Source organism: Martinezella dioscoreae, assembly GCF_009176305.1.
Lineage (GTDB): Bacteria > Pseudomonadota > Alphaproteobacteria > Rhizobiales > Rhizobiaceae > Rhizobium > Rhizobium dioscoreae.
Window position 1 is genome coordinate 57,664 of record NZ_BLAJ01000002.1, and the last position, 25,427, is coordinate 83,090.

At 58.1% G+C, this 25,427-nt stretch carries 23 protein-coding genes and 1 pseudogene; 13 read left to right on the forward strand and 11 right to left on the reverse strand.

What is annotated here, in order from left to right; translation table 11 throughout:
• Nucleotides 1–27 precede the first annotated feature (27 nt).
• The 4 genes from GDN47_RS06780 to GDN47_RS06795 all read right to left on the reverse strand — a co-directional run bounded on the left by GDN47_RS06780 (nt 28) and on the right by GDN47_RS06795 (nt 4,503).
• Entirely contained in the window at nt 28–978 is a 951-nt protein-coding gene (locus tag GDN47_RS06780; protein ID WP_113333611.1) for an ABC transporter permease, read from the reverse strand.
• Nucleotides 975–1,919: an ABC transporter permease gene (locus GDN47_RS06785; RefSeq protein ID WP_113333610.1), complete on the reverse strand. Its 945-nt coding sequence runs from the start codon at nt 1,917–1,919 to the stop codon at nt 975–977. The genes GDN47_RS06780 and GDN47_RS06785 overlap by 4 nt, the downstream gene beginning before the upstream one ends.
• Nucleotides 1,916–3,406 carry an ATP-binding cassette domain-containing protein gene (locus GDN47_RS06790; RefSeq protein WP_152092881.1) on the reverse strand — a complete coding sequence of 497 codons (1,491 nt, stop codon included), beginning with the start codon at nt 3,404–3,406 and terminating at the stop codon, nt 1,916–1,918. The genes GDN47_RS06785 and GDN47_RS06790 overlap by 4 nt, the downstream gene beginning before the upstream one ends.
• An 80-nt stretch (nt 3,407–3,486) precedes the next feature.
• Nucleotides 3,487–4,503, reverse strand: coding sequence for an ABC transporter substrate-binding protein (locus tag GDN47_RS06795; RefSeq protein ID WP_152092882.1), 1,017 nt, complete (start codon nt 4,501–4,503; stop codon nt 3,487–3,489).
• Between the two features lie 297 nt (nt 4,504–4,800).
• On the opposite strand from GDN47_RS06795, the gene GDN47_RS06800 reads away from it, so the two are divergent.
• The 3 genes from GDN47_RS06800 to GDN47_RS06810 all read left to right on the forward strand — a co-directional run bounded on the left by GDN47_RS06800 (nt 4,801) and on the right by GDN47_RS06810 (nt 8,396).
• Nucleotides 4,801–6,039 (forward strand): GAF domain-containing sensor histidine kinase, encoded by a 1,239-nt coding sequence (locus tag GDN47_RS06800; protein ID WP_173002459.1) that lies wholly within the window; start codon nt 4,801–4,803, stop codon nt 6,037–6,039.
• Nucleotides 6,036–6,767, forward strand: a complete 732-nt coding sequence (locus tag GDN47_RS06805) for a response regulator transcription factor (RefSeq protein WP_152092884.1) — start codon at nt 6,036–6,038, stop codon at nt 6,765–6,767. The genes GDN47_RS06800 and GDN47_RS06805 overlap by 4 nt, the downstream gene beginning before the upstream one ends.
• A gap of 99 nt (nt 6,768–6,866) precedes the next feature.
• Complete coding sequence (locus tag GDN47_RS06810; RefSeq protein WP_113333606.1) at nt 6,867–8,396, forward strand: UxaA family hydrolase; 1,530 nt, start codon at nt 6,867–6,869, stop codon at nt 8,394–8,396.
• 12 nt (nt 8,397–8,408) lie between these two features.
• On the opposite strand, the gene GDN47_RS06815 is transcribed toward GDN47_RS06810, so the two are convergent.
• Nucleotides 8,409–9,404, reverse strand: coding sequence for a GntR family transcriptional regulator (locus GDN47_RS06815; protein ID WP_152092885.1), 996 nt, complete (start codon nt 9,402–9,404; stop codon nt 8,409–8,411).
• Nucleotides 9,405–10,330: 926 nt separating this feature from the next.
• Between GDN47_RS06815 and GDN47_RS06820 the strand changes: the two genes are divergently transcribed.
• Nucleotides 10,331–11,656 (forward strand): NtaA/DmoA family FMN-dependent monooxygenase, encoded by a 1,326-nt coding sequence (locus GDN47_RS06820; RefSeq protein WP_152092886.1) that lies wholly within the window; start codon nt 10,331–10,333, stop codon nt 11,654–11,656.
• A gap of 164 nt (nt 11,657–11,820) precedes the next feature.
• On the opposite strand, the pseudogene treS reads toward GDN47_RS06820, so the two are convergent.
• Nucleotides 11,821–13,467: pseudogene (gene treS / locus GDN47_RS06825) on the reverse strand (maltose alpha-D-glucosyltransferase); the annotation flags it as partial.
• 235 nt (nt 13,468–13,702) lie between these two features.
• On the opposite strand from treS, the gene GDN47_RS06830 reads away from it, so the two are divergent.
• Nucleotides 13,703–13,990 carry a DUF3175 domain-containing protein gene (locus GDN47_RS06830; protein ID WP_113352469.1) on the forward strand — a complete coding sequence of 96 codons (288 nt, stop codon included), beginning with the start codon at nt 13,703–13,705 and terminating at the stop codon, nt 13,988–13,990.
• Nucleotides 13,991–14,077: 87 nt separating this feature from the next.
• Here the strand turns inward: GDN47_RS06830 and GDN47_RS06835 are convergent, their stop codons facing one another.
• Nucleotides 14,078–14,497 (reverse strand): HD domain-containing protein, encoded by a 420-nt coding sequence (locus tag GDN47_RS06835; RefSeq protein WP_145323876.1) that lies wholly within the window; start codon nt 14,495–14,497, stop codon nt 14,078–14,080.
• 278 nt (nt 14,498–14,775) lie between these two features.
• Between GDN47_RS06835 and GDN47_RS06840 the strand changes: the two genes are divergently transcribed.
• The 5 genes from GDN47_RS06840 (at nt 14,776) to ligD (ending at nt 19,724) form a co-directional block, all read left to right on the forward strand.
• Nucleotides 14,776–15,303, forward strand: a complete 528-nt coding sequence (locus tag GDN47_RS06840) for a hypothetical protein (protein WP_152092887.1) — start codon at nt 14,776–14,778, stop codon at nt 15,301–15,303.
• 71 nt (nt 15,304–15,374) lie between these two features.
• Nucleotides 15,375–15,536, forward strand: a complete 162-nt coding sequence (locus GDN47_RS06845; RefSeq protein ID WP_095437579.1) for a DUF1328 domain-containing protein — start codon at nt 15,375–15,377, stop codon at nt 15,534–15,536.
• Nucleotides 15,537–15,559: 23 nt separating this feature from the next.
• The gene (locus GDN47_RS06850; RefSeq protein ID WP_113333622.1) at nt 15,560–16,087 is read left to right on the forward strand and encodes a DUF4142 domain-containing protein; all 528 of its coding nucleotides are present in this window, start codon (nt 15,560–15,562) and stop codon (nt 16,085–16,087) included.
• A 140-nt stretch (nt 16,088–16,227) separates the two neighbouring features.
• Nucleotides 16,228–17,121: a non-homologous end joining protein Ku gene (gene ku / locus GDN47_RS06855; RefSeq protein WP_173002483.1), complete on the forward strand. Its 894-nt coding sequence runs from the start codon at nt 16,228–16,230 to the stop codon at nt 17,119–17,121.
• 2 nt (nt 17,122–17,123) lie between these two features.
• Entirely contained in the window at nt 17,124–19,724 is a 2,601-nt protein-coding gene (gene ligD / locus GDN47_RS06860) for a DNA ligase D (protein ID WP_152092888.1), read from the forward strand.
• Nucleotides 19,725–19,762: 38 nt separating this feature from the next.
• On the opposite strand, the gene ku (GDN47_RS06865) is transcribed toward ligD, so the two are convergent.
• Complete coding sequence (gene ku / locus GDN47_RS06865; protein WP_152092889.1) at nt 19,763–20,569, reverse strand: non-homologous end joining protein Ku; 807 nt, start codon at nt 20,567–20,569, stop codon at nt 19,763–19,765.
• Nucleotides 20,570–20,753: 184 nt separating this feature from the next.
• Between ku (GDN47_RS06865) and GDN47_RS06870 the strand changes: the two genes are divergently transcribed.
• Nucleotides 20,754–21,272 (forward strand): ferritin-like domain-containing protein, encoded by a 519-nt coding sequence (locus GDN47_RS06870; RefSeq protein WP_113390661.1) that lies wholly within the window; start codon nt 20,754–20,756, stop codon nt 21,270–21,272.
• A 232-nt stretch (nt 21,273–21,504) separates the two neighbouring features.
• Here GDN47_RS06870 and GDN47_RS06875 read toward each other — a convergent pair whose 3' ends face one another.
• Nucleotides 21,505–21,780, reverse strand: coding sequence for a DUF982 domain-containing protein (locus tag GDN47_RS06875; protein WP_113390658.1), 276 nt, complete (start codon nt 21,778–21,780; stop codon nt 21,505–21,507).
• Between the two features lie 297 nt (nt 21,781–22,077).
• Between GDN47_RS06875 and GDN47_RS06880 the strand changes: the two genes are divergently transcribed.
• Nucleotides 22,078–22,470, forward strand: a complete 393-nt coding sequence (locus GDN47_RS06880; RefSeq protein ID WP_152092890.1) for a response regulator — start codon at nt 22,078–22,080, stop codon at nt 22,468–22,470.
• Nucleotides 22,471–22,513: 43 nt separating this feature from the next.
• Here the strand turns inward: GDN47_RS06880 and GDN47_RS06885 are convergent, their stop codons facing one another.
• Together GDN47_RS06885 and GDN47_RS06890 are read right to left on the reverse strand one after the other, a co-directional pair.
• Entirely contained in the window at nt 22,514–23,017 is a 504-nt protein-coding gene (locus GDN47_RS06885) for a sigma-70 family RNA polymerase sigma factor (RefSeq protein WP_113352474.1), read from the reverse strand.
• Between the two features lie 309 nt (nt 23,018–23,326).
• Nucleotides 23,327–23,884, reverse strand: coding sequence for a NuoB/complex I 20 kDa subunit family protein (locus tag GDN47_RS06890; RefSeq protein ID WP_069615666.1), 558 nt, complete (start codon nt 23,882–23,884; stop codon nt 23,327–23,329).
• A 163-nt stretch (nt 23,885–24,047) separates the two neighbouring features.
• Between GDN47_RS06890 and GDN47_RS06895 the strand changes: the two genes are divergently transcribed.
• Nucleotides 24,048–25,418: an MFS transporter gene (locus GDN47_RS06895; RefSeq protein WP_152092891.1), complete on the forward strand. Its 1,371-nt coding sequence runs from the start codon at nt 24,048–24,050 to the stop codon at nt 25,416–25,418.
• The last annotated feature ends 9 nt before the right edge of the window (nt 25,419–25,427 follow it).

Genomic DNA, 25,427 nt, shown 5'->3' on the forward strand with positions numbered 1-25,427 from the left:
TTTTCCTGGGGTCTTTTGGGAGAGAATTCAGCGCCCGCCAATCGGACGGCCGCCAGCCACGAGAATGACGGCAATAATGATCAGGCCGGTGAGAACGAGCCTCGGGCCTGCGCCGAAGCCATAGGTGTTCAGCATCGAGACGACCAGAAACATGAATAGCGAGGCGCCCCAGATGCCCGGCACGTTGGAATCGCCGCCGGCAACCGCTGTCCCGCCGATGATGACGACGGCGATTGACATCAACAGATATTCCGCGCCCATGTTAAGGGCCGCGCCGCCGGAGAAGCTCGCGAGCAGATAGCCGCAGATCGAGGCGAGAATGGCGCAGAGCACATAGGTCGCAAGCCGCGTTCCGTCGACGGGGATGCCTGCCATGCGCGCCGCAAACATGCTTTGACCGATCGCCGAGATCCAGCGGCCATAGATCGTCTTTTCCAGAAGAATCCAGGCAAGCGCCGAGAGCAACAAGGCGACAATGGCGACATTTGGTATGCCGAATACCCCCGATGTCGTGAACTCGGCCAGATATTCCGGCGGCTTGATGCGAAGGCCGCGATTGCTCCAGATGGCGGTCGACTGAATGATGAAGCTCATGGAGAGCGTCGCGATGATCGGCGGAATGCGCAAGAGCTTGATCAGGGCGTAATTGCCGAGACCGATGCCGAGGCCGATGACAAGCGACACCAGTAAACCCGGCACGATCATACTGTCTTCGACATTCATGAGTTTCAGCGCGATCGTGCCAGCAAGCGTCATGGTCGCCGGCACGGAGAGATCGATGTTTCCTGGCCCGAGCGTGATGACGAACATCTGGCCGATGCCGACGATGACAGAGAATGCCGCAAAGGTGAGTGCCGCCTGCGACAGGCCGATGGAACTCGCGCCGCCGGTGAAGAGAACGGTGATGATCCACACCGCGATTGCGGCGATGAAGGACCAAATCCAGGGTTTACGGCCGAGCGTGGCAAGCGCGATCATGATTGTTTCTCCCGCTTTTCGACGCGATTGAGCAAGAGCCTGAGGGCAAGCACGATGATCAGGATCGCACCCTGCGCACCGATCTGCCAGTCGGGCGATATCCGCAGAAACGACAGGAAGGAGCCCGCCAGGGTCAATGTCAGGGCGCCGATGACGGCGCCCATAGGCGAGACGCGGCCGCCGGTAAACTCCCCGCCGCCGAGGATGACGCCTGCGATCGACAGCAAGGTATAGCGCAGCGCGATATTCGCATCAGCCGAGGTGGTAAGCCCAACCAGGGCAATGCCGGCCAATACGGCGAAGAAGCCCGCCAGCGCATAGGCGGCGGCACGCAGACCAACAACGGACCAGCCGGCCCGCTGCAGCGACCGCTGATTACCGCCCACACCGCGGATCAATACTCCAAAGGAAGAGCGCATGACGATCAGATGGGCAAGCAGCGCGATGACGATGCTGGCTATGATCGCGATGGGGATGAACGGCGGCTTCGAAGTCATCAGCCAGCGCGCCCAATCGGGCGCGGTGCCGCCCGGTGCCGGCAGCACCAGAACTGCTAGGCCACCCCAGACGAAGCTCATGCCGAGCGTCACGACGATCGATGGCAGATCCCTGATATAGATGACGACGCCGATCGCGGCATAGACGGCAATTGCGGCCGCCAGAATGAGGATACCGATGAGCGGGGCAGATTGCAGATAGGTCGCCGCCACGCAGGCCGTGAAGCTGACGAAGGTGCCCATCGACAAATCGAGATCGTTGACCGCCATGATCATCATCTGCGCGATCGTGGCCAGCGCAATCGGCACGGCGAGATTGAAGAGCAGATTGAGGCCGATATAGCTCATGGCGCGTGGCTGCAGATAAAAGACCGCGGCGAGCAGGACGGCAAGCGACAGCGCCGGAATGAGCAGGCGCAGGGTAGCAGATGACGGGCGGCTCATGCGCCCTCCCCGGCAAAGGAAGCCGCCAACACATTTTCCTCCGTGATGTCCTCTCCAATCAGCTCCGACACGATGGCGCCGTCGCGAAAGACGTAGGCGCGGTCGCAGAGGCGAATCTCGTCCATCTCGGTCGAATACCAGATGAACGTCCGACCGGACGAAGCCTCGTCGCTCAAGATCCTGTAGACCTCCTGCTTGGTACCAATATCGACACCGCGCATGGGATCGTCCATCAGCACGATCGGCGCAGTCGTGGCCAGAGCGCGGGCAAACAGAACCTTCTGCTGATTGCCGCCCGACAAGGACAAAATGCCGTTTGCCATCGTCGGCGTCCGGATTTCGATGCGACCCTTCCAGTCTGCACCGAGACGATCCTCGCGGCCGCGATCAACGACCGACAGACGCGAAAAATCGCTGAGCGAGGCAATGCTGAGGTTTTTCAGTATGCTCCAAAGCGGAAACGTGCCGTTCAAGCTGCGGTCGCCGGCAACGAAAGCGATATTGTCTTGCCTGCCCGGCAGCCAGCTGTGAGAAAGCGAGCGATGGAGATCGAGCAACATATCGGTCTGGCCATGGCCGGCGAGCCCGGCAAGCCCTATCACTTCGCCCCGGCGGGCGTTGAAGCCAAGGCCCCTTCCCCCTCGCGCCGGCAGCGCAAGCAGAGGAGACGATGCGATGTTCCCTCCGCTCCTGCCCCTGCGGTCCTGTTCCTTGACGACACTGCCCATCGCCTGGACCAGGCTGTGGACGGTGAAATCCTGAGCAATGCGATCGGCAACGACGCGACCGTCCTTCATGACCAGAATTCGGCTTGCGGTCGAAAGGATCTCACCGAGAATATGCGAGATCAGCATGACCGCTCCGCCGGCCTGCACAAAACTGCGCACATAGGCCATCAGCTGAGCGGCAAGCCCGGCGTCGAGCGATGAGGTCGGTTCATCCAGGATGACCAGCTTCGGCTTCTCGCCGACGGCACAAAAAGTGATCGCGATCTCCACCATCTGCCGCTCGGCGATCGAGAGTTCGCCGACGGTCCGCATGACGTCGATCCTGTGGCCAGCGAAAATCTCGTCGAGCTTGGCGCGAACGATTGCCGCCGCCTGTCGCCGCCAATTCCAGCCGGCAAGGCCGCGATGGACCACCCGCATGTTCTCGACGACGGTGAGATTGGGCGCAAGTGACAATTCCTGAAAAACGCAACGTATTCCGTAAGCGCGCGCTGCGTTGATGCCGTGCACGCTGTCGTCTCCCTCATAGGTGACACTGCCCTCGTGTGGGCTGAGACCGCCGTTGATGACGTTGACGATCGTCGACTTGCCAGCGCCATTATGACCGACGAGCCCGATGCACTCGCCGGCATGAACCGTCAGGTCGGCGCCATCGAGCGCCTTCACAGCACCGAAATGCACCTTGATGCCATGGGCAGAGACGACGGCCTGCGGGCCGGCATCCTGTCTCTTCAAAACATTGTCTTTCGCTGCAATCATGGATCGTCCGGATCGGGCGTTGCATCAGCAGGCGCCACCTTTTATCGGCGGCGCCCGTCTCTACGGTTCGCAGATATCGGTTACTTCGCCGCCGCGATGACTTTCTTGGCGTCGTCGAGCGTATACTCGACGTTCGCAACACCGCCCGCCTGCGTGTTGGCAAGGTTGGTTTCGAGATTGTCCTGATCGATGCGCAGGAATGGTACGACCAGATCCTTCTTCACCTCTTGACCGTCGAGAATCTGCTGGGCAACCCAGAAGGCCAGCGTGGAGACGCCTGGCGCGATCGAGACCGACATGGTCTCGTAGCCACTGGCATCCTTCTCCTTCTTCCACCAGGCAAGCTCGTCCTGGCGGTTGCCCATGACGATGGTCGGCATCGGACGCTTGGCGGCGGCAAAGGCCTGAGCGGCACCGTAGCCGTCGCCGCCCTGGGTCACGACCGCGGCAATATCGGGAAGGCTGGGCAGAATGCCGGCAACCGCTCGCTGGGCGACATCCTGAGCCCAATCGCCATGAACTGAACCGACGATCTTGAACTGCGGGTATTTGGCGGCAGCTTCATGGATGCCGGCCGAGATCTCATCATCGACGGAAACGCCTGCAAGCCCGCGGATTTCGAGCACATTGCCGCCTTTGGGCATCTTCTTGGCGAGATATTCGATCTGGCTGGCACCCATGCCCTTGAAGTCGACGGCGATGCGCCAGGCGCAGGGTTCGGTGACGATGCCATCGAAGGAAACGACGACGATCTTGGCATCACAGGCTTCCTTGATCGCGCCATTCAGCGCCGTCGGCGAGGCAGCATCAATGACGATCGCATCATAACCCTGCAGGATCATGTTCTGGATCTGGGCGGCCTGTTCGGTGGCCTGGTTTTCAGCCGTCGTGAACGGGTCGGCCGCGGCAACGACACCGGCCTTGACCGCTTCGCCCGTAGCCTTCTGCCAGCTGGTCAACATGGCCTGACGCCAGGAATTGCCGGCATAATTGTTCGATAATGCAATTTTCTTGGATGACGTATCGGCAAAGGCAGCCCCCGGCGCGGCAACGCAAGCGATGACGGCGGACGCCATAAGCATCTTGGCAATATTCATTTTTTCCTCCCAAAGCGCCTGTACTTCATCTTCCAGGCCAAGATTTTCGAGCGTGCTCCTCAACGAACGATCGAAAATAATATTTGCACTGAAGGTTGCCCTGTCAGTAGAAACAGGATGTCCGAGATTGTGACGCTTGTACAGGCGCTTAAAGGGCGGGACCTTGCGGGATCCCGCAGAAAAGATGCGCAAATCCGCAAGACGGATCTCTCGGATCGGCGCTTAATAGTGCCGGAATTTGCATGCTGCGAGCGACCGGAGGAGCATAGGTCGGCGCATTGCCTGGGAGGGCGTGTCTTGCGCGATCTGGCGCCGCAATCGGTCTTCGACCATTATCTCAACATATCGAGGCTTCTCGCCGGCCAACTCGACTTTCACTCGGTCATCCAGGCGGTCGCCGCCGAGATCAGCCACGTCATCCCGCATGACCATCTGGATGTCTGCATCATCCTGATGGACGAGCAATTTCATACCGCCTACGAGAGCGGCTTGGAAACGGACTGGGGTCGCCGTTTTCCCGCACCCGTGAGCAATAGCCCCATCCGCACGCTTCTATGGGGCGAGACGGACTACCTCTTGACCGACGACGCCTGGAATGATCCCCAATTCCATTTCCAGGGCGCGTTTTCACATCCGATCTTTCATCAATCGCTGCATAGCCGTCTGCACGTGCCTCTGAAAGTCCAGGGGCATGTCATCGGTGCGCTTTCCTGCTCGAGCCACCAGACCGGCTTCTACACCATGCAGCACGTCGAAAGCGCCCGCGTCATTGCCGATCTGCTGGCACCCCATTTCTTTGCAATCCGCGCCGCCGACCAGGCTAAACGCTCGGCAATCGTGGAAGCCGAGGCTCGGGCCCGCGAAGAGGGCCTGCGCCTCGGCGCCCTGAAATTGACTGAGGCCCTGGAAGCCGAGCGGCAGCGCATCGGCATGGACCTCCACGACCAGATTCTGGCCGACCTGACCCGCCTCTCAAGGCGGCTGGAGCGACTCGCGCGACAGCCCGATGTCACCGGCGAAGCGCTTGAGCCGCTCTTTCGCGGGCTGCAACACAGCATGCACGATCTTCGCCAGATCATCGAGGAGGCCAAGCCCTCCGTCCTTCAACTGTTCGGTTTCGCGCAGGCGATCGAGAACCATCTCGAACGGTCGATCCAGGAGAGCGGCGCGACTTTGATCTGGACACTGAACGACGAGACCGGCGGCGCGATCGACTGCCTTGAACAGTCGGTGTCCATTGCCCTATTCCGCATTGCGCAGGAGGCCATCAACAACGCCATTCGCCATGCCCAGGCCGGCAACATTGCGGTTCATCTGAAAGCACCCGAGGGTGCGGTCACCATTGATGTCGTGGATGACGGTGTCGGACTTGGAAATACCCGCAGATTATCGGGCGGCGGTATCGAAAATATGCGGACGCGTGCGCGCCTGATTTCGGCACGCTTCACGATCAAGGCCGCAGCAGCCTCCGGTGGAACGATCGTCAGTGTCAACCTGCCTGCCAAGGCGCAGACGGCCGGAGGAGCCGCCGCATGAAGGTTCTGATCATCGAAGACGATCCGCTCCATCGCTCCTATCTCAACGAAGCGATCCGCGCCGCACTTCCCGAATGCGATGGCGTGCTGGAGGCAGAAAATGGCAATACGGGCGAACGGCTGGCGCGGGATTTGAGGTCGTCTCATATCGTCATGGATCTGCAGATGAGCCAGCGCAACGGCATCGAAGCGGCCCGCACGATCTGGAAGGAGCGACCGGAGACGCGCATCCTTTTCTGGTCAAACTATTCAGACGAGGCCTATGTTCGCGGCGTTTCGCGCATCGTGCCTGCCGGCGCCGTCTACGGATATGTTCTGAAATCCGCCTCAGACGACCGCCTGAAGCTGGCGCTTCGCAGCATCTTCATCGAAAGCCAGTGCGTTATCGACCGTGAGGTGCGCGGCATGCAGCAAAAGAGCCTCGGCAACGTCAACGGTTTCACCGAGGCCGAATATGAGATCCTGATCGATATCGCCCTTGGATTGACCGATCGCGCGATCGCCCAGCGGCGCAATCTTTCGGTCCGCAGCGTTCAGAACCGATTGCAGCAGCTCTATGTGAAACTCGGTGTCTATCAGCCGCTCGGCGGTCAGGATGATGATAGTCGTTTCAATCTGAGAGCGCGCGCGGTTGCCGTGGCGTTCTTAAGGAAACTTCTCAATCACAGCGCGCTCGAACGTGCGGAAGCCGATCTTTCCGCCTGGCTGGCGCGCCAACCACGCAACTGAAAGCAAGCCCTGCACTGAAGTCGATCGTGCTTGACGTCTTCCCTCGAATAATTGTCTATTGCTAGCAATAGACATTAATCCAACCATATGGAACTTCCTATGTCCGCCGTTTCGCCTGTCATCCTGCTCAACCCCATCGACGATGTCGCGGTCGCTCGCGCGATGATCCGCGCCGGCAGCCCGACCGGCATCGACGGCTTGATCGCGGCAGACCAGATCCCGCGCGGTCACAAGGTGGCAGTCCGCGATATCCAGGTCGGCCAGGAGATCCGCAAATTCGGTCAGCCGATCGGCGTCGCGACACAGTTCATTCCGGCCGGCGGCCACGTCCATCTACAGAACCTGGCCGTGATCGAATCCGACCATCCCTACCAGTTCAGCGTCGATATCGAAGAGACGGGCATGTTGCCGCAAGAGGACTGTCGGACCTTCATGGGCTTCGACCGCGGCGCCGGCGGCGTCGGCACGCGCAATTTCATCGGCATCATCACGACGGTCAATTGCTCGGCAACCGTCTCGAAATATATTGCCGAACATTTCAATCGCACCGGCGGGCTTGAGGGCTTCGACAATGTCGATGGTGTCGTGGCGCTGACCCACGGCGGCGGCTGCGCCATCAACACTCAGTCGGAGGGCTACCGCTATCTGGCCCGCACTCTTCAGGGCTATGCGCGGCACCCGAATTTCGGCGGCATCCTGATGATCGGCCTTGGCTGCGAAACCAATCAGATCGCACCCATCCTGGAGCATTACAAGCTTGAGGAAGGAAACCGCCTGCGCACCATGACGATCCAGGATCTCGGCGGTACCCGCAAGACAATCGCGGCCGCTTCCGAAATGATCAAAGACATGTTGCCCGAGGTGAACTCAGCCAAGCGCACCGTCCAGCCGCTTTCGGGGATCAAATTGGCCCTGGAATGTGGCGGCTCCGATGGCTATTCCGGAATATCGGCCAACCCGGCGCTCGGCTATGCCTCCGATCTTCTCGTGCGCAATGGCGGCACGTCGGTTCTGGCGGAAACGCCGGAGATTTACGGCGCGGAACATCTGCTGACACGCAGGGCGGTTACGCCCGCCGTCGCAGAAAAGCTACTCTCCCGGATCGACTGGTGGCGCGACTATACCCGCCGCAACGGTGCGGAACTCAACAACAACCCTTCCTATGGAAACAAGCTCGGCGGGTTGACGACCATCCTCGAGAAGTCGCTCGGAGCCGTCGCCAAGGGCGGCTCAATGCCGCTGAAGGCCGTCTACGAATATTCGGAGATCGTCGATGAACCCGGTTTCGTCTTCATGGACACGCCCGGCTATGATCCCGTCGCCGTCACCGGCCAGGTTGCCGGCGGCTGCAATGTGATCTGCTTCACGACCGGTCGAGGCTCCGTCTCCGGCTTCAAGCCGGCGCCCTGCGTCAAGATCGCCACCAATACCGAGATGTACAACCATATGCGCGAGGATATGGACATCAATTGCGGAGACATCGTCAGCGGTGACGACACGATCGAGGCGGCCGGCGAGCGGATCTTCGAAGAAATCATCGCTGTCGCCTCCGGAAAGAAGACACTCAGCGAGATCTTCGACTATGGCGACAATGAATTCGTTCCCTGGCAGGTCGGCGCCATCACCTGATGCCGCTCCGCATTAGAGGATGAAACTGTATTCATCCGGCTGGTAGTGCTCGCGGATATAGGCGGCACGCGCCTGTACATTGGGCTGAGAATTGCTGATGTGATCACGCATCGCTTTCTTCAGCCCTTCCTCATCGCGCTTTTGCACCATCTTGAAGACACCGATATGCTCGGAGAGGAAAGGCTCGTATTCCGGCCTCTTGATGCGGCTGCCGACGATGTGCTTGCTGAGGGTCAGGATGCAGTGAGTCCGCTTCAGGATGCTCAGGAACTCCTTGTTCGGGCAAGCCTGCAGGCTGCGCAGATGAAGGTCCAGCTCCAGCTCATACATGGTCGAGGCCGATACATCGGGATAATCTGCAAGCGCCAGCGCCAGCCTCGAAAGCATCGCGTCGGCATGTTGGTTCGAAAGGCCGCCCAAGGCACTTGCAAGTGCCGCCGGCTCGATTTGCTCGCGCACCTCGTAGAGGTCGCGAATGCGCTGGCTGTCGAGCGGTACGATCGACCAGCGGAAATTATCGTCCTTTTCGGTGATGCCGAGCGTTTCAAGCTTCAGCAGTACGTCGCGTGCTACCCCACGCCCAACGCCGAAATGCCGTGCGAGCTCGTTTTCATTGATGCGATAGCGGCCGAAAAAGGAGCGATAGACGACGATGCTCTCGACATCTTCATAGAGCGCCTGCCAGGCGAATATCGGCCTGTCGTCATCCCCGTCGAACATTTTGCCGAGATAGTCCGCAAGTTTGATCCGCCTCGGAAGAGTCCCTGTCTTGCCGACAATAAAACCGCGGCCATCAAACCGTGTGATCAATCCATCCTCGAAGAGGAGCTGGAGTGCCTGACGTACCGGCGCCCGGCTGCTGTCTATCAAGCCCGCAAGAGCGGCCTCGGTCAACACTGCGCCCTCGGGCACCGTCCCATCGAGAATCTCGGCCTTCAGCCGCCCGAAGAGCTCCTCATAGAGACTGGTTTTGCGCGAACCGCCGTTCCCTAGCCGTGATATGCCCATGTCGTCCCATATTTCGCGTCCGAGTCTGTAACTTCTATGGAGAGCATCTCGCTAACTATAGAAGAGCAACGATTCCAAAGCGGCTCCGATATCTGACGGAAAAATTCGATTGCCTTCCTCACCCTGCTTAGAACCAGTGACGTAAATATCCATAACATGCTTTCGACACTTCCACGAAAATCCGATGTCGCTGATCGGGCCTGAAAAGTGGCGCCCGGCATATCCTGGATTCCGGCTTTAATCGTTCAGTTGCTCCCGAACCTCTTCGGCCGCGACCATCGGCTTTCGCTCATCGAGAGCTATCACCGGGATGTTTTTACTGAATAAGAGACGCCAAGCCGATACCGATCATGCATATCAGCAGCCCTGCAGAGATGAAAAACAGGACCAGAGGTGTATAATTCGACATCAGGTCCTCCTTTCGAAGTTACGCTGCGTGTCGCCGTGGAGGGAAAGCAAATTACCCTTCGTGGGTATTGAAGCGGTTCATGACATTCCGCTCCTCGCCAGAACCGAACGAAGGCTCGTCGTCTAAATCTACGCGGGCGTGCGCTTTTGGTTCCGATAATCGCCAGGATGTTTAGGCAAATCCATCTCACTCGCCTCCGTAGCCCTAGATGCAATGCCCAGTCCTTGCCGAAGGACGAAAATTCCCATGGCCGACATATCAGCCAAGGGAATGCCTCCTGCCGATAGCTGAAGCCTATCCAGAGGTTGCCGATCATCGGGAACCCACCGATCGACCCTGCCATCTCTCGATCACCCAATGCTTCGGTGGCTCAGGACGTATAATTTCAGGAGGGTGTCGCACGGCATGATCTTTTATCGTGCAGCCGACTATTAAAACATCATTGCTCGATCTAATAATCTATTAAAAATATAGATTATAACAATTGACGTTGCCGACGACATCAAGGAAATTCGCGATGACCCACAATCGTCCCCGACGCCTGAAGACATTGACCGGAGCAAGCAGCGTCATTTCCGCCGGAAACGACACAAGCCCCGTCACCGGCATCAAGCGTGCCATCGAGCTCGCCCGCAAGGCGGAAGCGGAAAAGATCACCGGGCTGTTCACGGCCGACCTGCTCCATATCGACCCGGCGGGACTTGCCGGAACCGCCGGCATCCAGGAGCCGATTATCGCGCTTGCCGCCTTGAGCCAGGTGACGTCACACATTGGCCTGATCGCCACCGTCTCTACCACCTTTCACTATCCCTACAATCTGGCCCGCCAGATCGGCACGCTCGACCATGCAAGCGGCGGGCGCGCCGGCTGGAATGCCGTGACCTCCTCTGTCGGCGAGGAGAATTTCGGCGAGACATTGCCAAGCCCGGAGGAGCGCTATGAGCGGGCTGCTGAATTCATCGAAATCGTCAATGCGCTTTATGATGCCAATGAACGGAATGCCGCCGAACGCAAGGCGTCCGGGGCGATCGGTATCGATCCGGCAAAATTCCATCCGATCAACTATCGCGGCAAGCACTTCCAGGTCGACGGTCCCTTGAACGTGCCGCCTTTGCCACAGGGTCGCCCCGTCCAGTTCCAGGCGGGCCAGTCGGAAGCCGGTGTCACCGTCGGCGCACGATATGCCGAGGTGGTCTATACCTCGCAACCCAAGCTCGAGGATGCCATCGCTTTCGCCACGGAACTGCGGCGTCGCGCGACAAGCTTCGGGCGCGCAGCCGGCCTCCCCTTCATCATGAATTCCTTCCATTCGGTGATTGGCGATTCCGATGCGGATGTTGCAAGACGCCTGAAGGAGAAGCATGAGCGGATCGACTACGAACAAGGTCGCCTGAAACTGGCGGACATGCTCGGCGGCGATCTCGATCTTTCCGAACTGCCGCTCGACAAGCCTTTGCCGGAGGCACTTCTGCCTGAGGTCACCAGCATCAACCGACGGCGCGGCCGCGTGGAAATCTTCCGCCGCTATGCGCGTGAAGGGCTGACCTTGCGGCAGCTCATCATTCAGGCGCAGGAAACCGGGCACTGGTCGGTCGCCGGCACGCCGGAGCAGCTTGTCGATGCGATCGAGGAACGCTTTCGGGCCGGAATTCTCGATGTTCTCTCGCTCCACGGCTTCGGCAATCCGGACCAGGAGGACCTGCTGGTGAACAGGCTGCTGCCCGAGTTGCGGCGACGGTCGATCATCGACACCGATTATGTCGGAGACGATTTCCGTTCGAATCTGGAGCTCCCGCCCTATGTAGTTGCGGACGGCGCGTTGAACTCGGCCAGGCGCGCCTGATCCGTTCCCGGCTAATGGTCACAACAACTTGCGGTAAGGCTTTGAGCCTGTTGCCGCCGAATGGCACGAAGATCGTCGTGCAACCGGAGCTGCCCTTCTCAAATGGGAAAACAAGGGCGAGCCGACCGTGTTTTTGATGGCTGGAAGGCTCACCTCGATCAGGGCTTCAGCTGAAACCAGAAGTAACCGTAGGGCTGAAACATGATCGGATAACGATGCTTGCCCACAGCCGGAAATACCGTCTTCCCAAACAGCTCCCTGGGACGACTGCCCGAATATTGATGTAAATCGAGCATGGCGGCCTGAGCGATATTTGACAGGTTCGCAACGCAAAGAATGCATTCGCCTTTATATTCTCTGACATATGCGATGACGGCCGGGTTTTCCGTGCTCACAAAGCAAATCGCGCCCCTTGCGAAGGCTTGATGCGCCGATCGGATTGCCAGGATGCGACGAACCCAGTTCAGAAGCGAATGCGGGTCCTTCTCCTGTGCGGCGACATTGATCACCTGGAAGCCGAAACGGGGATTATCGAGGAGCGGCAGTGCGAGGGTCTTTGGATCGCCGCCCGAAAATCCGGCATTTTTGCCGCTGGACCATTGCATCGGTGTGCGAACACCATCTCTATCTCCCAAATCGACATTGTCGCCCATGCCGATCTCATCGCCATAGTAAAGCACAGGGCTACCGGGTAAAGAGAACAACAACATGTGGAGAAGCTCGACGCGACGCCGATCCTGATCCATGAGCGGCGACAAGCGACGCCGGATGCCGAGATTCAATCGGGCGCGTTCGTCGGAAGCATAGGTGTCCCAAAGAAAATTGCGCTCGGCCTCGGTGACCATTTCCAAGGTCAGCTCGTCATGGTTTCTGAGGAAAATGGCCCACTGGCATTCCTCAGGGATGCCATCGGTCTGCTGCACCATGGTGATGATCGGCTGGGAATTTCCCATTGCAACCGCGGTGAATATTCGCGGCATCAGCGGGAAGTGGAAGGCCATGTGGCATTCGTCCCCTGTTCCGAAATAGTCCCGTGCCTGATCCGGCCATTGATTTGCTTCTGCAAGGAGTATGACGCCGGGATAGCTTGCCTCGAGCGTCTTTCTGATGTGCTTGAGCAGCCTGTGCGTTTCAGGCAGATTCTCGTTATTGGTGTTTTCTCGCTCAACAAGATACGGAACGGCATCAAGGCGAAAGCCGTCCACGCCGAGATCGAGCCAGAAGCGCATGATATCCAAAACCGCTTCGATGACGGCAGGATTGTGATAGTTCAGATCCGGCTGATGGGAGTAGAAGCGATGCCAGAAATAGGCGTTGGCAACCGGGTCCCAGGTCCAATTGGATCTCTCGCTATCGACGAAAATGATGCGTGTTTCCGCAAACTTGTCGTCCGTTTCCGACCAGACGTAGAAATCCCGTTCCGGAGACCCGGCCGGCGCGTTTCGGGCACGCTGAAACCAGGGATGCTGATCGGAGGTATGGTTGAGAACCAGCTCCGTAATGACATGCATGTTGCGGGCATGGGCCGCCTCCACGAACCTTCTGAAATCGTCGAGCGTGCCGAATTCCGGGCTGATGCTTTCATAATCGAGCACGTCATAGCCGTCGTCACGGCGGGGAGATGGATAAAACGGCAAAAGCCAGATCGTGTTGACACCTAACGATGCCAGGTAATCCAGTTTGCGCGTCAATCCGGCGAAATCGCCAAATCCATCTCCATTGGCGTCGAAGAACGACTTCACATGGAGTTGGTAGATGACAGCATCCTTATGCCAGGATGCATAGCGAAGCTCGCGTTCGGTTTCGCTCAATCGGCAGCTCCCTCGGCAACCATAGTTTCGGTCAGGCGCGACAGGTTCTGGCCACAAAACTAATACTGCCTGTTGTCTCTTCAAGATTGCCCGGGGGAAATCTACGAGCCCGAAGCCAATGTTGGCCCCGTGACGGGGAACATGACGGCAGCTCGCTTGTTCGGATTCCAGCGCCGGCAAGCTCAGCCTTTCAGGGTTGCTGACGGCACCGCGAATTTCAACGAGGAGTGCAGCAATGCCCAAAGGTAAATCGAAGAAATGGTCACAGCACGTCAATGAGACCAGTGATGCCATGGACCTGAAGAAAGGCGTATTCAACGAGCGCAGCGCCAAGAAAATTGCCGATTCACTCAAAGAATCCGCCGAAAACAGCGACCGCCGCAAATCCAGTCCGTTTCGATCCGCCATGTCGATGTTGAACTTCTATATCAATCGGGCGGGCGATCAGCTTTCGAAATCCCGGCGCGCAACGCTGGAGAAGGCAAAAACCGAACTCCGCAAGGATTTTGGCCGCGATCCCTGAGGAGCTGGGTTCAGAGCTAAAGTCATCAGAACCATGATCGCTCCCCTCGATTGGATCACGCCCCTCAAGCATCGAAGGAGGCATCCCCTACTTTCGGCTCGCCATTTCGAGCAGGGTGTCTAAGCCGCGCTGATATTTTGCGGCGTCCTTGCCTATCTGCTCGCTTTGCCAAAGATTGTCCTCAAGGTCGGCCCGCTTGACGGGCAAAGCCAGCACATTCGCTGCCGCACGATGGATGAATTGCTCGTCCGGCTCGCCCGGCCGCCGCGTTAAGGCATCGACGGCAGATAGAATCCTTGTCGGGAAGCCCTCTTCCTGCAGACGATCGAGCGTCCATCCTCTTCCCTTTTCGACGACATCATGAAGATAGGCGACCGTGCGGGCCTCGTCACCGGAAACCAGCAGTGCGACGCGTTGGCAATGCTCAAAGAAAGGCCGTCCAGTCTTGTCCGTCTGCCCTTCGTGCGCCTCGAGCGCGATATGGATGGCTTGGTCAAGATGTTTCACGGTAAAAGCTTTCCGGGTCGTTGATATCGCTTGCTGGCGGATATGTCGCGAAATCGTATGTTTGCAGCCGTTTGGATGGCGCGCGATTGACGACATAATCGGCGCCGCCTCGTCTGAAAGACAGATCAGCCAGAGAACCCCCTTGACCGCGGATAGTTCCTCCCTCCGCAATAGAAAAACATCGAGTAAGCTCGATTGGCCTATCGGATTTGCGATTCTGCCATGCTGACGCCGGATTTTTCTGGTGTGTGTCGGCGCCGGGTTTAGAAGGGCACATCATGGAATTCCTCAATTGTTACATTGATCGACCGCTGCTGCGCGGCGGATCGGCAGTCATGCAGCTATGGCACAGACAGACAGGCCATTCTCCGCAGAAGCTCTTCCCTTTGTGGAACCTCATCGTCATACTTGCCCTTCTGTCGGCATGCGGCCTGTTTTTAAACGGCCCTATCTACGTTTTCGGGCTCGGCACGCTCTTGATGCTTTCGCTTCCGTCACTGCGGCTGTTGGCCCTGGGCCGGGTGGGACGGATTTACGATATGCGGTCCTATCGGGCGCTCGCGGCGACAGCCACGCGCAAGCGTGAAACAGAATGGGCGGTACGCCTGACCGTTTTGTTCACCGCCGTAATCTTCCCCCTCTGTGTCTCTGCCGGTGATGAGGCCGCAAGCTCATTCCTGCTTGGCGCCAGCCTTTGGTTTGTGCTGACGGCACCGGCAAAGATGTATCTGGACGCCGCCGAGCCGCCGCCACCTGGCAACGGCGGCGAGCAGGCCTGGTCGAGACAGGCAACCGCTGCAGTGTGACGCTTCCCAGCATCCACAGGAACAAACCACTCACAATTCCGTTCTCCTTGCAGCAACCAATGGAGAGCGAAATGCTTTATTATGCACTGATATTTCTCGTCGTAGCTTTGATTGCAGGTGCGCTCGGCTTCGGTGGCATAGCAGGCGCATCTGCGTCCATCGCACAGGTCCTGTTCTTTATCTTCCTCATCTTCTTCGTGGTGTCGCTGATCATGAATGTGATGAGACGCTGAGGAGAAAGGCGAAGGAGAATGTCATGAAGCGCTCAATCATTACCGCAGGGATCCTGCTCCTTGCCACCGGCGCCTTCGCCCAGTCGGCTGCCGAAAAGACCGGAGTCAATTCGCTCGTAGGCGCCGCACCGGCGGCGCAGGATTTCGTCAATGAAGCTGCGAGCAGCGACATGTTCGAAATCGAAGCCAGTAAGCTTGCTCTGCAGCGGGGCGATGATCAGACGAAGGCTTTTGCGCAGCAAATGGTCGATGATCATCAGAAGACGACGATGCAGTTGAAAGATCTGATAACGAGCGGCAAGGCGAAGGCGACGCTTCCCAGCGATATGACGTCCAATCAGAAAAAGATGCTGACCAGGCTCCAAAAGCTGCAAGGAAGAGAATTCATTCAGCGCTACGATTCCGACCAACGTTCAGCTCACGCCAAAGCCGTCGATCTTTTCAAACGATATGGCGAAAAGGGAGACAGTGCTGCTTTGAAAGCATGGGCCGCGAATACGACACCTACGCTCGAACATCATCTGCAGATGGCCAAGCAATTGGGAAAATAGGTCCCGAGGCGCCAGGCTCGCAACGTCGCGCATGACGTCAATCCAATATCGGGAAGCACGCCGGTCAGCGCAGCGACGAAATCCGAAACTGCGGAACAATGCCGTTTCGGCATCGTTGAATATCATCGTGAAAATGGAGCATCCCCATGAGCCCGCGTGCGCAATGGAAAGGATATCTCAAATTCGGGGAGGTCAGCTGCCCGGTCGCGCTCTATACGGCAGTTTCCACCTCGGAACGGATTTCCTTTCACACGCTGAACCGGGCGACCGGCAACCGGGTCAGGCGCGAATTCATCGATAGTGCGAGCGGAAAGCCGGTGCCGCGCGAGGATCAGGTCAAGGGTTACGAACTCAACAAGGACGATTACGTCATCCTTGAGCCCGAGGAAGTCGCCGCGGCGGTGCCGGAAAGCGATAAGGTCCTGCATGTACAAGCCTTTCTGGCATGCGATGAAATCGATGATGTCTATTTCGACCGGCCCTATTATCTGGCCCCTTCCGCTCCGGCGAGCGCAGAAGCGTTCGCGCTGATCCGCGAAGGGATGCGCAAGAAGCAGGTTGCCGCCATTGCCCGCACCGTTCTGTTTCGCCGCCTTCGGACAATGATGATCCGCGCCCATGGCGCGGGGCTGATCGCTACGACATTGAATTTCGATTATGAAGTTCGCTCGGCACAGGAAGCTTTCGAGGACGTGCCCGATATGAAGATCAAGGGCGAAATGCTCGATCTCGCCAGACATATCATCGCCACCAAGAAAGGCAGTTTCGATGCCAGTGAATTCGATGACCGCTATGAGGCCGCGCTCGCTGAATTGGTAAAAGCCAAGATCGAAGGCAAAAAGATCCCGCAACGCAAGCCGGCGAAAGTCGCCAAGGTTACCGATCTTATGGAGGCTCTGCGCCAGAGCGCCGGCATGGCTGGCCAAGGCAAGACAGGCGCCCAACATCCCGCCAAGAAATCGCGTGCGGCATCCGGCAAGGCAGCAAAATCGCGTGCCGCCGCCTCCTCGCGGACACAACGCAAGGCGAGCTGATCATGGCGTTGGAGATCTATAACCGCAAACGCGATTTCACCAGAACATCGGAACCAAAGGGCCGCGCGAGCAGGAACAAGGCCGCATCAGCCGGCAACAGCTTCGTCATCCAGAAGCACGATGCGCGCCGGCTCCACTATGATTTTCGCCTCGAATTGGACGGCGTGCTGAAGAGCTGGGCGGTGACCAGGGGGCCAAGTCTGGTGGCCGGCGAGAAGCGGCTCGCGGTACAGACCGAAGATCATCCCCTGGAATATGGCGGCTTCGAAGGCACGATTCCGAGGGGCGAATATGGCGGTGGCACCGTCATCGTCTGGGACAAAGGTACGTGGACGCCGCTTGGCGACCCCCACAAGGGACTGGCAAAAGGACATCTCGAATTCGAGCTTCACGGAAAAAAACTCGGCGGCCGGTGGCATCTGATCCGCATGGCCGGAAATCCGCGTGAGAAGCGGGAAAATTGGCTGTTGATTAAAGGCGAGGACGATGCGGCCCGCCCGGAGGGTGCGCCCGATATCCTCGAAGAGCAGCCGGAATCGGCAAAGACGGGACGGGTCATCGATGAGGTTGCAGGCGAAAAGCCGGGCTGGTCGTCCAAAACGGGCAAGATTGATCGCAGGATAGCCCGAGCCAAGGATGAGAGCTTCAACGACAAGGGCAAGAATAAAAAGAAGCCGAGCAAAGCTGCGCCCGAGCGGGAAGCCGATGCGAAGCCCATTGAGCCATCCGCTTTAAAGGACGCCAGAAAGGCTGCCCTGCCGGCATTTGTCGAACCCGCCCTGGCGACACTGGTATCCAAGCCTCCCACGGGCAAGCGCTGGCTTCACGAGATCAAATTCGACGGCTATCGGCTGGAGGTTCGCATCGAGGCAGGCCGCGTCAAGCTGCTGACGCGCAGCGGCCTCGACTGGACCCAGAAATTCGGCAAGGAGATCATCAGCGCCCTCAAGGATCTCCCCGTCGGCACAGCCATCATCGATGGCGAACTGGTCGTCGAGCCGGCTGCCGGCGCCTCAGACTTCTCCGCCCTGCAGGCCGACCTCAGCGAAGGGCGCAGCGACCGTTTCGTCTTCTACGCATTCGATCTGATCTACCTCGATGGCTATGATCTAACTGCCTGCCCCTTGGTCAGCCGCAAGGACTTGCTGCAGAAGATCATTTCGTCCGAAACCGGGATCCTCCGCTTCAGCAGCCATTTTGACGAGAATGGCGATCTGCTGTTGAACCATGCCTGCCGGTTGAGCCTGGAAGGGATCGTCTCCAAGATCGCCAGCGATTCCTATCGCTCCGGCCGCGGCAAGACCTGGGTCAAATCGAAATGTTCGTCACGACAGGAATTCGTCATCGGCGGCTGGGTGCCTTCGACGACATCGAGAAACGCGATCGGCTCGCTGGTTCTCGGCGTCTACGAGCATGGCAAGCTGCAGCATGTCGGCCGCGTCGGAACCGGGTACACACACACAGTCGCCAAGCAGCTCTTCAAAAGGCTTACCCGCCTGAAGGCAGAGGAAAGTCCTTTCGCATCCAGGCTGACGGCAGAAGAACATCGCGGTGTCCGCTTCATACGGCCCGAACTGGTCGCGGAAGTCGAATTCCGTGCGTGGACGGCCGACGGCCATCTGCGTCATGCGTCCTTCCGTGGCTTAAGAGAAGACAAGAATCCACTCGACATCGTTCGCGAAACACCGAAATCAGCCGCCAAGACCTCGACTGAAAGGCCGTCGCGAACCAGCATCTCCCTGACCCATGGCGATCGTCTCTATTGGCCGGACGAGGGCGTTACAAAAGCCGGACTTGCAGATTACTACACGGAGGTCTGGCGTTACATGGGACCTTTTGTCGTCGGCCGACCGCTTGCGCTCGTGCGCTGCCCGAACGGGATCGGCGGCCAGCATTTCTTCCAGAAGCACGCCTGGAAGGGCATGAACCGGAACATCGCATTGGCGAAGGATCCGCAAGGTGAGGAGCCATATGTGAACATCAACGACCTGAGCGGCCTGATCGGCCTCGTACAGGCCGCTGTCCTGGAGATCCATCCCTGGGGATCGATGGTCGGCAATTGGGAAAAGCCTGACATGATCATCATGGATCTCGATCCTGGTCCGAATGTCGCATGGACAGAGATCATCGCCGCCGCGGAAGAGACCGGCGAACGGCTGAAACGGGCGGGTCTCGTTCCCTTCGTCAAGACATCCGGCGGCAAAGGGCTGCACATCGTCTGCCCGCTGGTCGCCAAAGCCGAATGGCCTGCCGTGAAAGCCTTTACCAAGGACATCGCCGACGCGATGGCCGCTGATAGCCCCGGCCGCTATGTTTCCACCATCACCAAATCGAAACGCCGGGGCAAGATCCTGGTCGACTATTTGCGAAACCAACGCGGCTCGACTGCAGTTGCGCCCTATTCGACCCGCGCTCGTCCGGGAGCCGCCGTCTCCATGCCCTTGTCCTGGGAGGAATTGAGCCCCGCCATCGGCCCCGACTATTTCACCGTGCTCAACGTGCCGACACGGCTTGCCGCGCTTCGCTCGGATCCCTGGGCCGAGTTCAGAAAAGCCGCAGAACCATTGCATCTGCCCGACGCGAAGCGCAAGCGCGGCTCATGACAGGCTCCGTCTTCCCGGCGGAAACCCCTCGATGCGGATTATCTTTTCTTTGCACCCTTTTCCTGTGAAAGGCTCTTTCGAAGCGCATCCATGATGCTGATGACATTGCCCGCGGCGGGTGCCTCTTCGGCCTTTGCCCTTGCCGGGCGCTTGCGACCCTTCTTCTTGGCAGCGATGATATCGAGAAGCTTGTCCTGGACGGGATCGGAGACCATGCTTGGGTCCCATGATTTCGTTCGCTCGTCTATCAGCTCTCCCACGAGCTTCAGCAGTTTGGTGTCGACCGATTTTGCAGGGATGTCTTCGAAGTAATCCCCTTCATCCCGGACCTCATCGCCAAATCGCAACGTCCACAGGACGATCCCTTTGTCTCGCGCTTCCAGCATGACGGCACGCTCACGGCGATACATGACGAGCCGGGATATGCCGACCATGCGGCTCGCGGCCATCGCATCCCGAATGACGCAGTAAGCCTCCTCACCAACAGCATCGTTCGGCGTCAGATAATGCGGCGTATCGAACCAGATCCATTCGATGCTGTCGCGCGGTACGAACATCTCGATATCGATCGTTCTGGTACTTTCCAACGCGACGGCATCGAGCTCTTCGTCCTCGAGCATGACATAGTCATCCTCGCCGCGCTCATATCCCTTGACCTCATCGTCTTCATCGACCGCTTTGCCCGTGACGGAATCGACATATTGGCTGACGATGCGGTTGCCCGTCTTTCTGTTCAGCGTGTGGAAGCGAACCTTCTCGTTAATGGTGGTCGCCGGAGTCATGGCGACCGGACATGTCACGAGCGACAGTTTGAGATAGCCTTTCCAGAATGATCTTGGCGCCATGAGTTTTCCTCCACCAGGAAGGGGAACGGTCTTCAGCAGGCATGGTTCCCGACCATCCATGCTGTCAAATTCCGCACTCAATGCATGCTGCCGATCCTCCGGTATTCGTCAGGACAACAGAAGCGGCGGGAACAACGCCAATTCGCCCTAGTTTGAGAACGAGCAGCCAATGGAGGATGCAATCATGGCAGAGACAGAAATCCACGACATGTTCGTCATCGGCCTTCGAAACGCCTATGCGATGGAAAACCAGGCTTTGGGGATGACAAGACCGCAACCGTCACGCTTGGAAAATTATCCGGAAGTGGCGGCAAAACTTGAACAGCACATCGGCGAAACGGAGGATCAAATCAGGCGACTCGAACGTATCCTTGAGGATTTAGACGAGGATTATCTCAACCTCAAGGATATGATCCTTTCGTTCACCAGCCCCACGACTGTCATGAGCCATGCAAGCGTAACCGACGAAGTGCTGAAAGACGCCCTCACCGATTTCGCATTCGAAAACTATGAAATCGCGGCATATAAATCACTGCTGACGATCGCCGACGCCGGAAACTTCGACGAGGCAAAACATGCTCTGCGGGAGAGCTTGGCCGAAGAGCAGGCAATGGCCAAATGGATTGACGATCATCTGCCGCAGATAACGCGGAAGTTTCTGCTGATGTGGGAGGGAGACGGACGCCTCGCGAGACAAGGGTAATCTGCTTATGTCCGGCATGGGGAGCAATTGCGGATGATCAGTTTGGCCGATGGCCCGGCTTATGCTGTCCGCTACGGATCTTTTCTTTTGCGCATTCATGAATCCATACGCCTTGATCGCAGCGTTGCTCACTTGCGGAAAAGCGTGCTGTCGCTGCTCACTCCCTTTGCAAAGGCTTTCCGGCCGAACTCGTAAGCGTCATTTTCTGAAATCGCATCATCGTCGCCAGTCTTCATGGCGACCTGCTTCCCAACATCAGGTGCGCGTCGAGGCAGGCAATTACAAAAGCTGCTCGCGACGCCTCGACGGGAATTTTGTGCGAAACCGCCGCAACGCATTTTTCCGTCGCACGCGCGTAGGACCTGCTTCGTTCGCAAGGCCATCTTCGTGACAGGAAATGGATTGCATCCTCCGGCCCCTGAATCAGACAGCCGTCTCGACTGCTGGTCGCGAGGTAGACTGGTGCGGTCCAAAGCATCTTGAATTCCACATCAATCACATTGTGCATCCAACTCTCCCATGCCGTGGATGCCCCTCCCCTATGCTCGAACCATATACGCGGCCGTTTGTTCCCGAGGCCGAGCCTGTTCGACTGTTTTCTCTGATCTATCGCATCAAGTCAGGAAACCTTTTCCGGCGGCAGTTGTTCGTGATTGAGGGTAAGAATTTCCTCTCAAATCATGTGACGCTCACCGAAAGCCCTCCTTTGACGAGCGCACAAAGACAGCTACCGTGTACAAGAACCGTGGTTCAGTTTCGGTTCACGCGCCAACACCTATAAGCAAGGCTCAATTCGGATCGAGAAATGGACGGTTTAGCGCCCCTCTATAGCCAATTGTTTTCGGGAAAGCGGCTCCTGGTGGCAGAGAGCGGTTACTTTCTGACCGACGAGGTGCGCCAAAAGCTGTGTGAACTCGGAGCGATTATAGTTAGTCCGGTCCATGATCTCGAACATGCGTCCGATCTCATCGAGGCGAATGACCTAGACGCGGCGATACTCGACCTGAATCTCGAGGCGGAACAGGTATTTCCCCTGGTCGAACGGCTCGACAGGCAAAAGATTCCCTATCTCTTCGCTCTTGGCGGAGATCCAATCGATGCAGACATGAACTTTGCGGGTTTTGTGCTATCCGAGAGGCGCGCCGCCCTCGATCATATTGCCAAGGCACTGTTCGGCATCCCGGACAAAGATACATAACGCCACGCATTACCACTCCATGCGTTGAGAAGTGCAGGCATCATCAATGCCTGTCTTCGTCAAGGTGCGCTGCCAGTTGCTGCCGGGCTCGACTGAGCCGGCTTTTCACGGTACCGATCGCACATCCGAATTTCTCGGCAGCGGCATCATAGGAGCGTCCCTCTATGACAACATATTCGAGCACGACACGGTAAGGTTCCGGCAGCAGATTGCAGGCCTCTTCCATTTCCTTGGCCCGTATCGCCCATTCTTGCGATGGCGCGGCCACCCCGGCGCCGGAAACGCATTTCGTGATTCCGGGAGCCTCGCGCCGGGCAATGCGGAACTTCGTGCAAAACGTATTGCGCATGATCGTGAACAGCCACGATTTCAGCCGGGTGCCTCGATCGAATTGGTTGAGATTGGCCAGCGCTTTCGCGAGGGTTTCCTGCACGAGATCGTCGGCGTCACTGGCGTTTCTATGAAACGAGCGTGCAAATGCACGAAGGGCCGGAATAAGCTCCACAATTTCGTTTTGCAGATCGGGGGTGCTGGGGCTATCGGTCACAATTTTTCTCCTTGAAGAACGCGCACAACGACCGTTCCAGCATTGCCGCGCAATGCGTGGTTTCAGCTGCCGTCAATACGCTAGACCGGCACCGGTGCCCTGTGGACCTCGGATAATGCCTTCATTGACCTTGATTTGAGCAGACTTGCTGTTTGCGATGCGTTCGGGAGCTTCGTTGCGATCTTAAGGCTTCGATGTTCCTTGCATCTGCTAGGGGAACGGCTGCATCTTGAGCTTGTTCCATGAGAATCTAAATAAACGTCAAAGCGCCGCGACGCCGCCACGGAGAGCGAGGCCGACGGGTGTCGGTTATCGTTCGATCGTCCCATTGCGGCGAATCTTGCGCTGGAGAAGCAGAATTCCGTAAAGCAAGGCCTCCGCGGTCGGCGGGCAACCAGGCACATAAATATCGATCGGAATGATCCGATCGCATCCGCGCACCACCGAATAGGAATAGTGATAATAGCCGCCGCCATTGGCGCATGATCCCATGGAGATCACGTAGCGCGGCTCGGGCATCTGGTCATAAACCTTGCGCAGCGCCGGCGCCATCTTGTTGCATACGGTGCCGGCAACAATCATCAGATCCGACTGCCGGGGGCTACCCCTCGGCGCGGCACCAATGCGTTCCACGTCATAGCGCGGCATCGACATCTGCATCATCTCGATGGCGCAACAGGCAAGCCCGAACGTCATCCACATCAGCGATCCGGTGCGCGCCCAACTGACAAACTCGTCCGTGCTCGTGACGAGAAAACCCTTGTCGGCGAGTTCGTTGTTGATCGTTCCCATGAAGGGATCACCAGTCGGCGCCTGGCCGGGATGTTGAAAATCGCTGATAACAGGGCGGTCTTTGTAGGAAGACATTGGTCCGTTCTCCCGTGGAAAACTCCCGAACTTGCGCGGAACAGGCTTGTTCCAGGCATGGGTGCCTTTCGGTTCGCATGACCATCCTTGTCTTTCGATACTTCGATGCCTTCAAAGTGAAACCAAACAAGTTGCTCTACGTTTGTTTCCATGAGGAAATGTCATGCATTCAATCGAGCAGCGCGACGACCGGCCTTCGAAACTACATCCTGCTTCTCTGACCATTCTCTGCCTGGGCGTGATCGTTGCGCAGGTCGACACGTCGGTTGTCAATCTGGCTGTCCAACCAATCGGCGAGAGCCTCCAGGCTTCCGTAACCCAGTTGCAGTGGGTCGTCGATGCCTACAATCTCGTCTACGCTGCGCTTCTGATCAGTGGCGGTCTGCTTGCGGATCTTTACGGACGTCGTCTGATTTTCATCGTCGGCTGCGTCATCTTCTCAATCGCAAGCCTTGGATGCGCCTTGGCTCCGACGATCACGATCCTAATCGGCGCCAGAGCGACAACCGGCCTCGGATCGGCCCTTCTGATACCGGCCTCTCTTTCGCTCATTCGAGTGATCTACCCAGACGAGCAGATTCGGGGTCGGGCGCTCGGTATCTGGGCCGGCTGCAACGGCATGTCGCTTGCCGTCGGGCCAAGCCTTGGCGGCTATCTGATCCATAATTTCGGTTGGCGGGCTGTTTTCCTCGTCGTGGTTCCCATCGGCGTGGCGGCGGCTGCCGGAGCATTGCCTTGGATCTTGGAAAGTGCGGATAAAAAGGGACGATCGTTCGACATGCTGGGTCAGCTATTGGGCATATTGTCGCTCGCCGCCATCACTCTGGCGGCAATCGAGTCCTCGCATTTTCCGATAGTATGGACGATCCTGCTGGCACTTTGCGGCTTCGGTCTGCTGGCGCTTTTCATCCTGGTGGAACGGCGCCTCGATCAGCGGGCTCTCGTGCCGCTTTCGATGTTTTCCACCGGGCGATTCAGCGGGGCGATGGCGGGAACGGCCGCAATGACGTTCGGCATGTACGGGACGCTCTTTCTGTTTCCCCTCGCCTCCCTCAGCCTCGATCGACTGCCTCCGATCGCTGTCGGGCTGGCACTATTGCCCATGGCGCTGAGCTTTGTGGCAATCTCACCCTTCTCCGGTTACTTTTCTGAACATCTGGGAAAACGGCACACCATCAGCATCGGGTTGGCGACGATAGGACTGGGGAACCTTCTGCTCGGCATTGCTTTTGGCGGTAACCTGTTCACCGCCGAGGAATTCGGCCTGCTGTTGACCGGTATCGGGATGGGCATGGCGACCGGGCCTCTTACGGCAGTCGCGGTTTCGAGCGTCGTCCGTGAGCGCGCTGGAACTGCGAGCGCACTGATCAACGTCGCACGCATGGTTGGCGCAACCATCGGCGTGGCCGCACTCGGATCGGTCTACGCGTTCTTCCGGGAGCCCGCTTTCGGGTTCATTGTGGCTATGTTTTGCGGCGGCGGTCTTCAGCTCTTCGGCAGCATGGCGGCGTGGCGATATCTCAAGCGAACGTGAATCCCACTT

What these genes read in the sequence shown, in the direction of transcription:
- GDN47_RS06780 (WP_113333611.1), bottom strand. Translation starts at nt 978, where the DNA reads ATGATCGCGCTTGCCACGCTCGGCCGTAAACCCTGGATTTGGTCCTTC.
- GDN47_RS06785 (WP_113333610.1), bottom strand. Translation starts at nt 1,919, where the DNA reads ATGAGCCGCCCGTCATCTGCTACCCTGCGCCTGCTCATTCCGGCGCTG.
- GDN47_RS06790 (WP_152092881.1), bottom strand. Translation starts at nt 3,406, where the DNA reads ATGATTGCAGCGAAAGACAATGTTTTGAAGAGACAGGATGCCGGCCCG.
- GDN47_RS06795 (WP_152092882.1), bottom strand. Translation starts at nt 4,503, where the DNA reads ATGAATATTGCCAAGATGCTTATGGCGTCCGCCGTCATCGCTTGCGTT.
- GDN47_RS06805 (WP_152092884.1), top strand. Translation starts at nt 6,036, where the DNA reads ATGAAGGTTCTGATCATCGAAGACGATCCGCTCCATCGCTCCTATCTC.
- GDN47_RS06810 (WP_113333606.1), top strand. Translation starts at nt 6,867, where the DNA reads ATGTCCGCCGTTTCGCCTGTCATCCTGCTCAACCCCATCGACGATGTC.
- GDN47_RS06815 (WP_152092885.1), bottom strand. Translation starts at nt 9,404, where the DNA reads ATGGGCATATCACGGCTAGGGAACGGCGGTTCGCGCAAAACCAGTCTC.
- GDN47_RS06820 (WP_152092886.1), top strand. Translation starts at nt 10,331, where the DNA reads ATGACCCACAATCGTCCCCGACGCCTGAAGACATTGACCGGAGCAAGC.
- GDN47_RS06830 (WP_113352469.1), top strand. Translation starts at nt 13,703, where the DNA reads ATGCCCAAAGGTAAATCGAAGAAATGGTCACAGCACGTCAATGAGACC.
- GDN47_RS06840 (WP_152092887.1), top strand. Translation starts at nt 14,776, where the DNA reads ATGGAATTCCTCAATTGTTACATTGATCGACCGCTGCTGCGCGGCGGA.
- GDN47_RS06845 (WP_095437579.1), top strand. Translation starts at nt 15,375, where the DNA reads ATGCTTTATTATGCACTGATATTTCTCGTCGTAGCTTTGATTGCAGGT.
- GDN47_RS06850 (WP_113333622.1), top strand. Translation starts at nt 15,560, where the DNA reads ATGAAGCGCTCAATCATTACCGCAGGGATCCTGCTCCTTGCCACCGGC.
- ligD (WP_152092888.1), top strand. Translation starts at nt 17,124, where the DNA reads ATGGCGTTGGAGATCTATAACCGCAAACGCGATTTCACCAGAACATCG.
- ku (WP_152092889.1), bottom strand. Translation starts at nt 20,569, where the DNA reads ATGGCGCCAAGATCATTCTGGAAAGGCTATCTCAAACTGTCGCTCGTG.
- GDN47_RS06870 (WP_113390661.1), top strand. Translation starts at nt 20,754, where the DNA reads ATGGCAGAGACAGAAATCCACGACATGTTCGTCATCGGCCTTCGAAAC.
- GDN47_RS06875 (WP_113390658.1), bottom strand. Translation starts at nt 21,780, where the DNA reads ATGCACAATGTGATTGATGTGGAATTCAAGATGCTTTGGACCGCACCA.
- GDN47_RS06880 (WP_152092890.1), top strand. Translation starts at nt 22,078, where the DNA reads ATGGACGGTTTAGCGCCCCTCTATAGCCAATTGTTTTCGGGAAAGCGG.
- GDN47_RS06890 (WP_069615666.1), bottom strand. Translation starts at nt 23,884, where the DNA reads ATGTCTTCCTACAAAGACCGCCCTGTTATCAGCGATTTTCAACATCCC.
- GDN47_RS06895 (WP_152092891.1), top strand. Translation starts at nt 24,048, where the DNA reads ATGCATTCAATCGAGCAGCGCGACGACCGGCCTTCGAAACTACATCCT.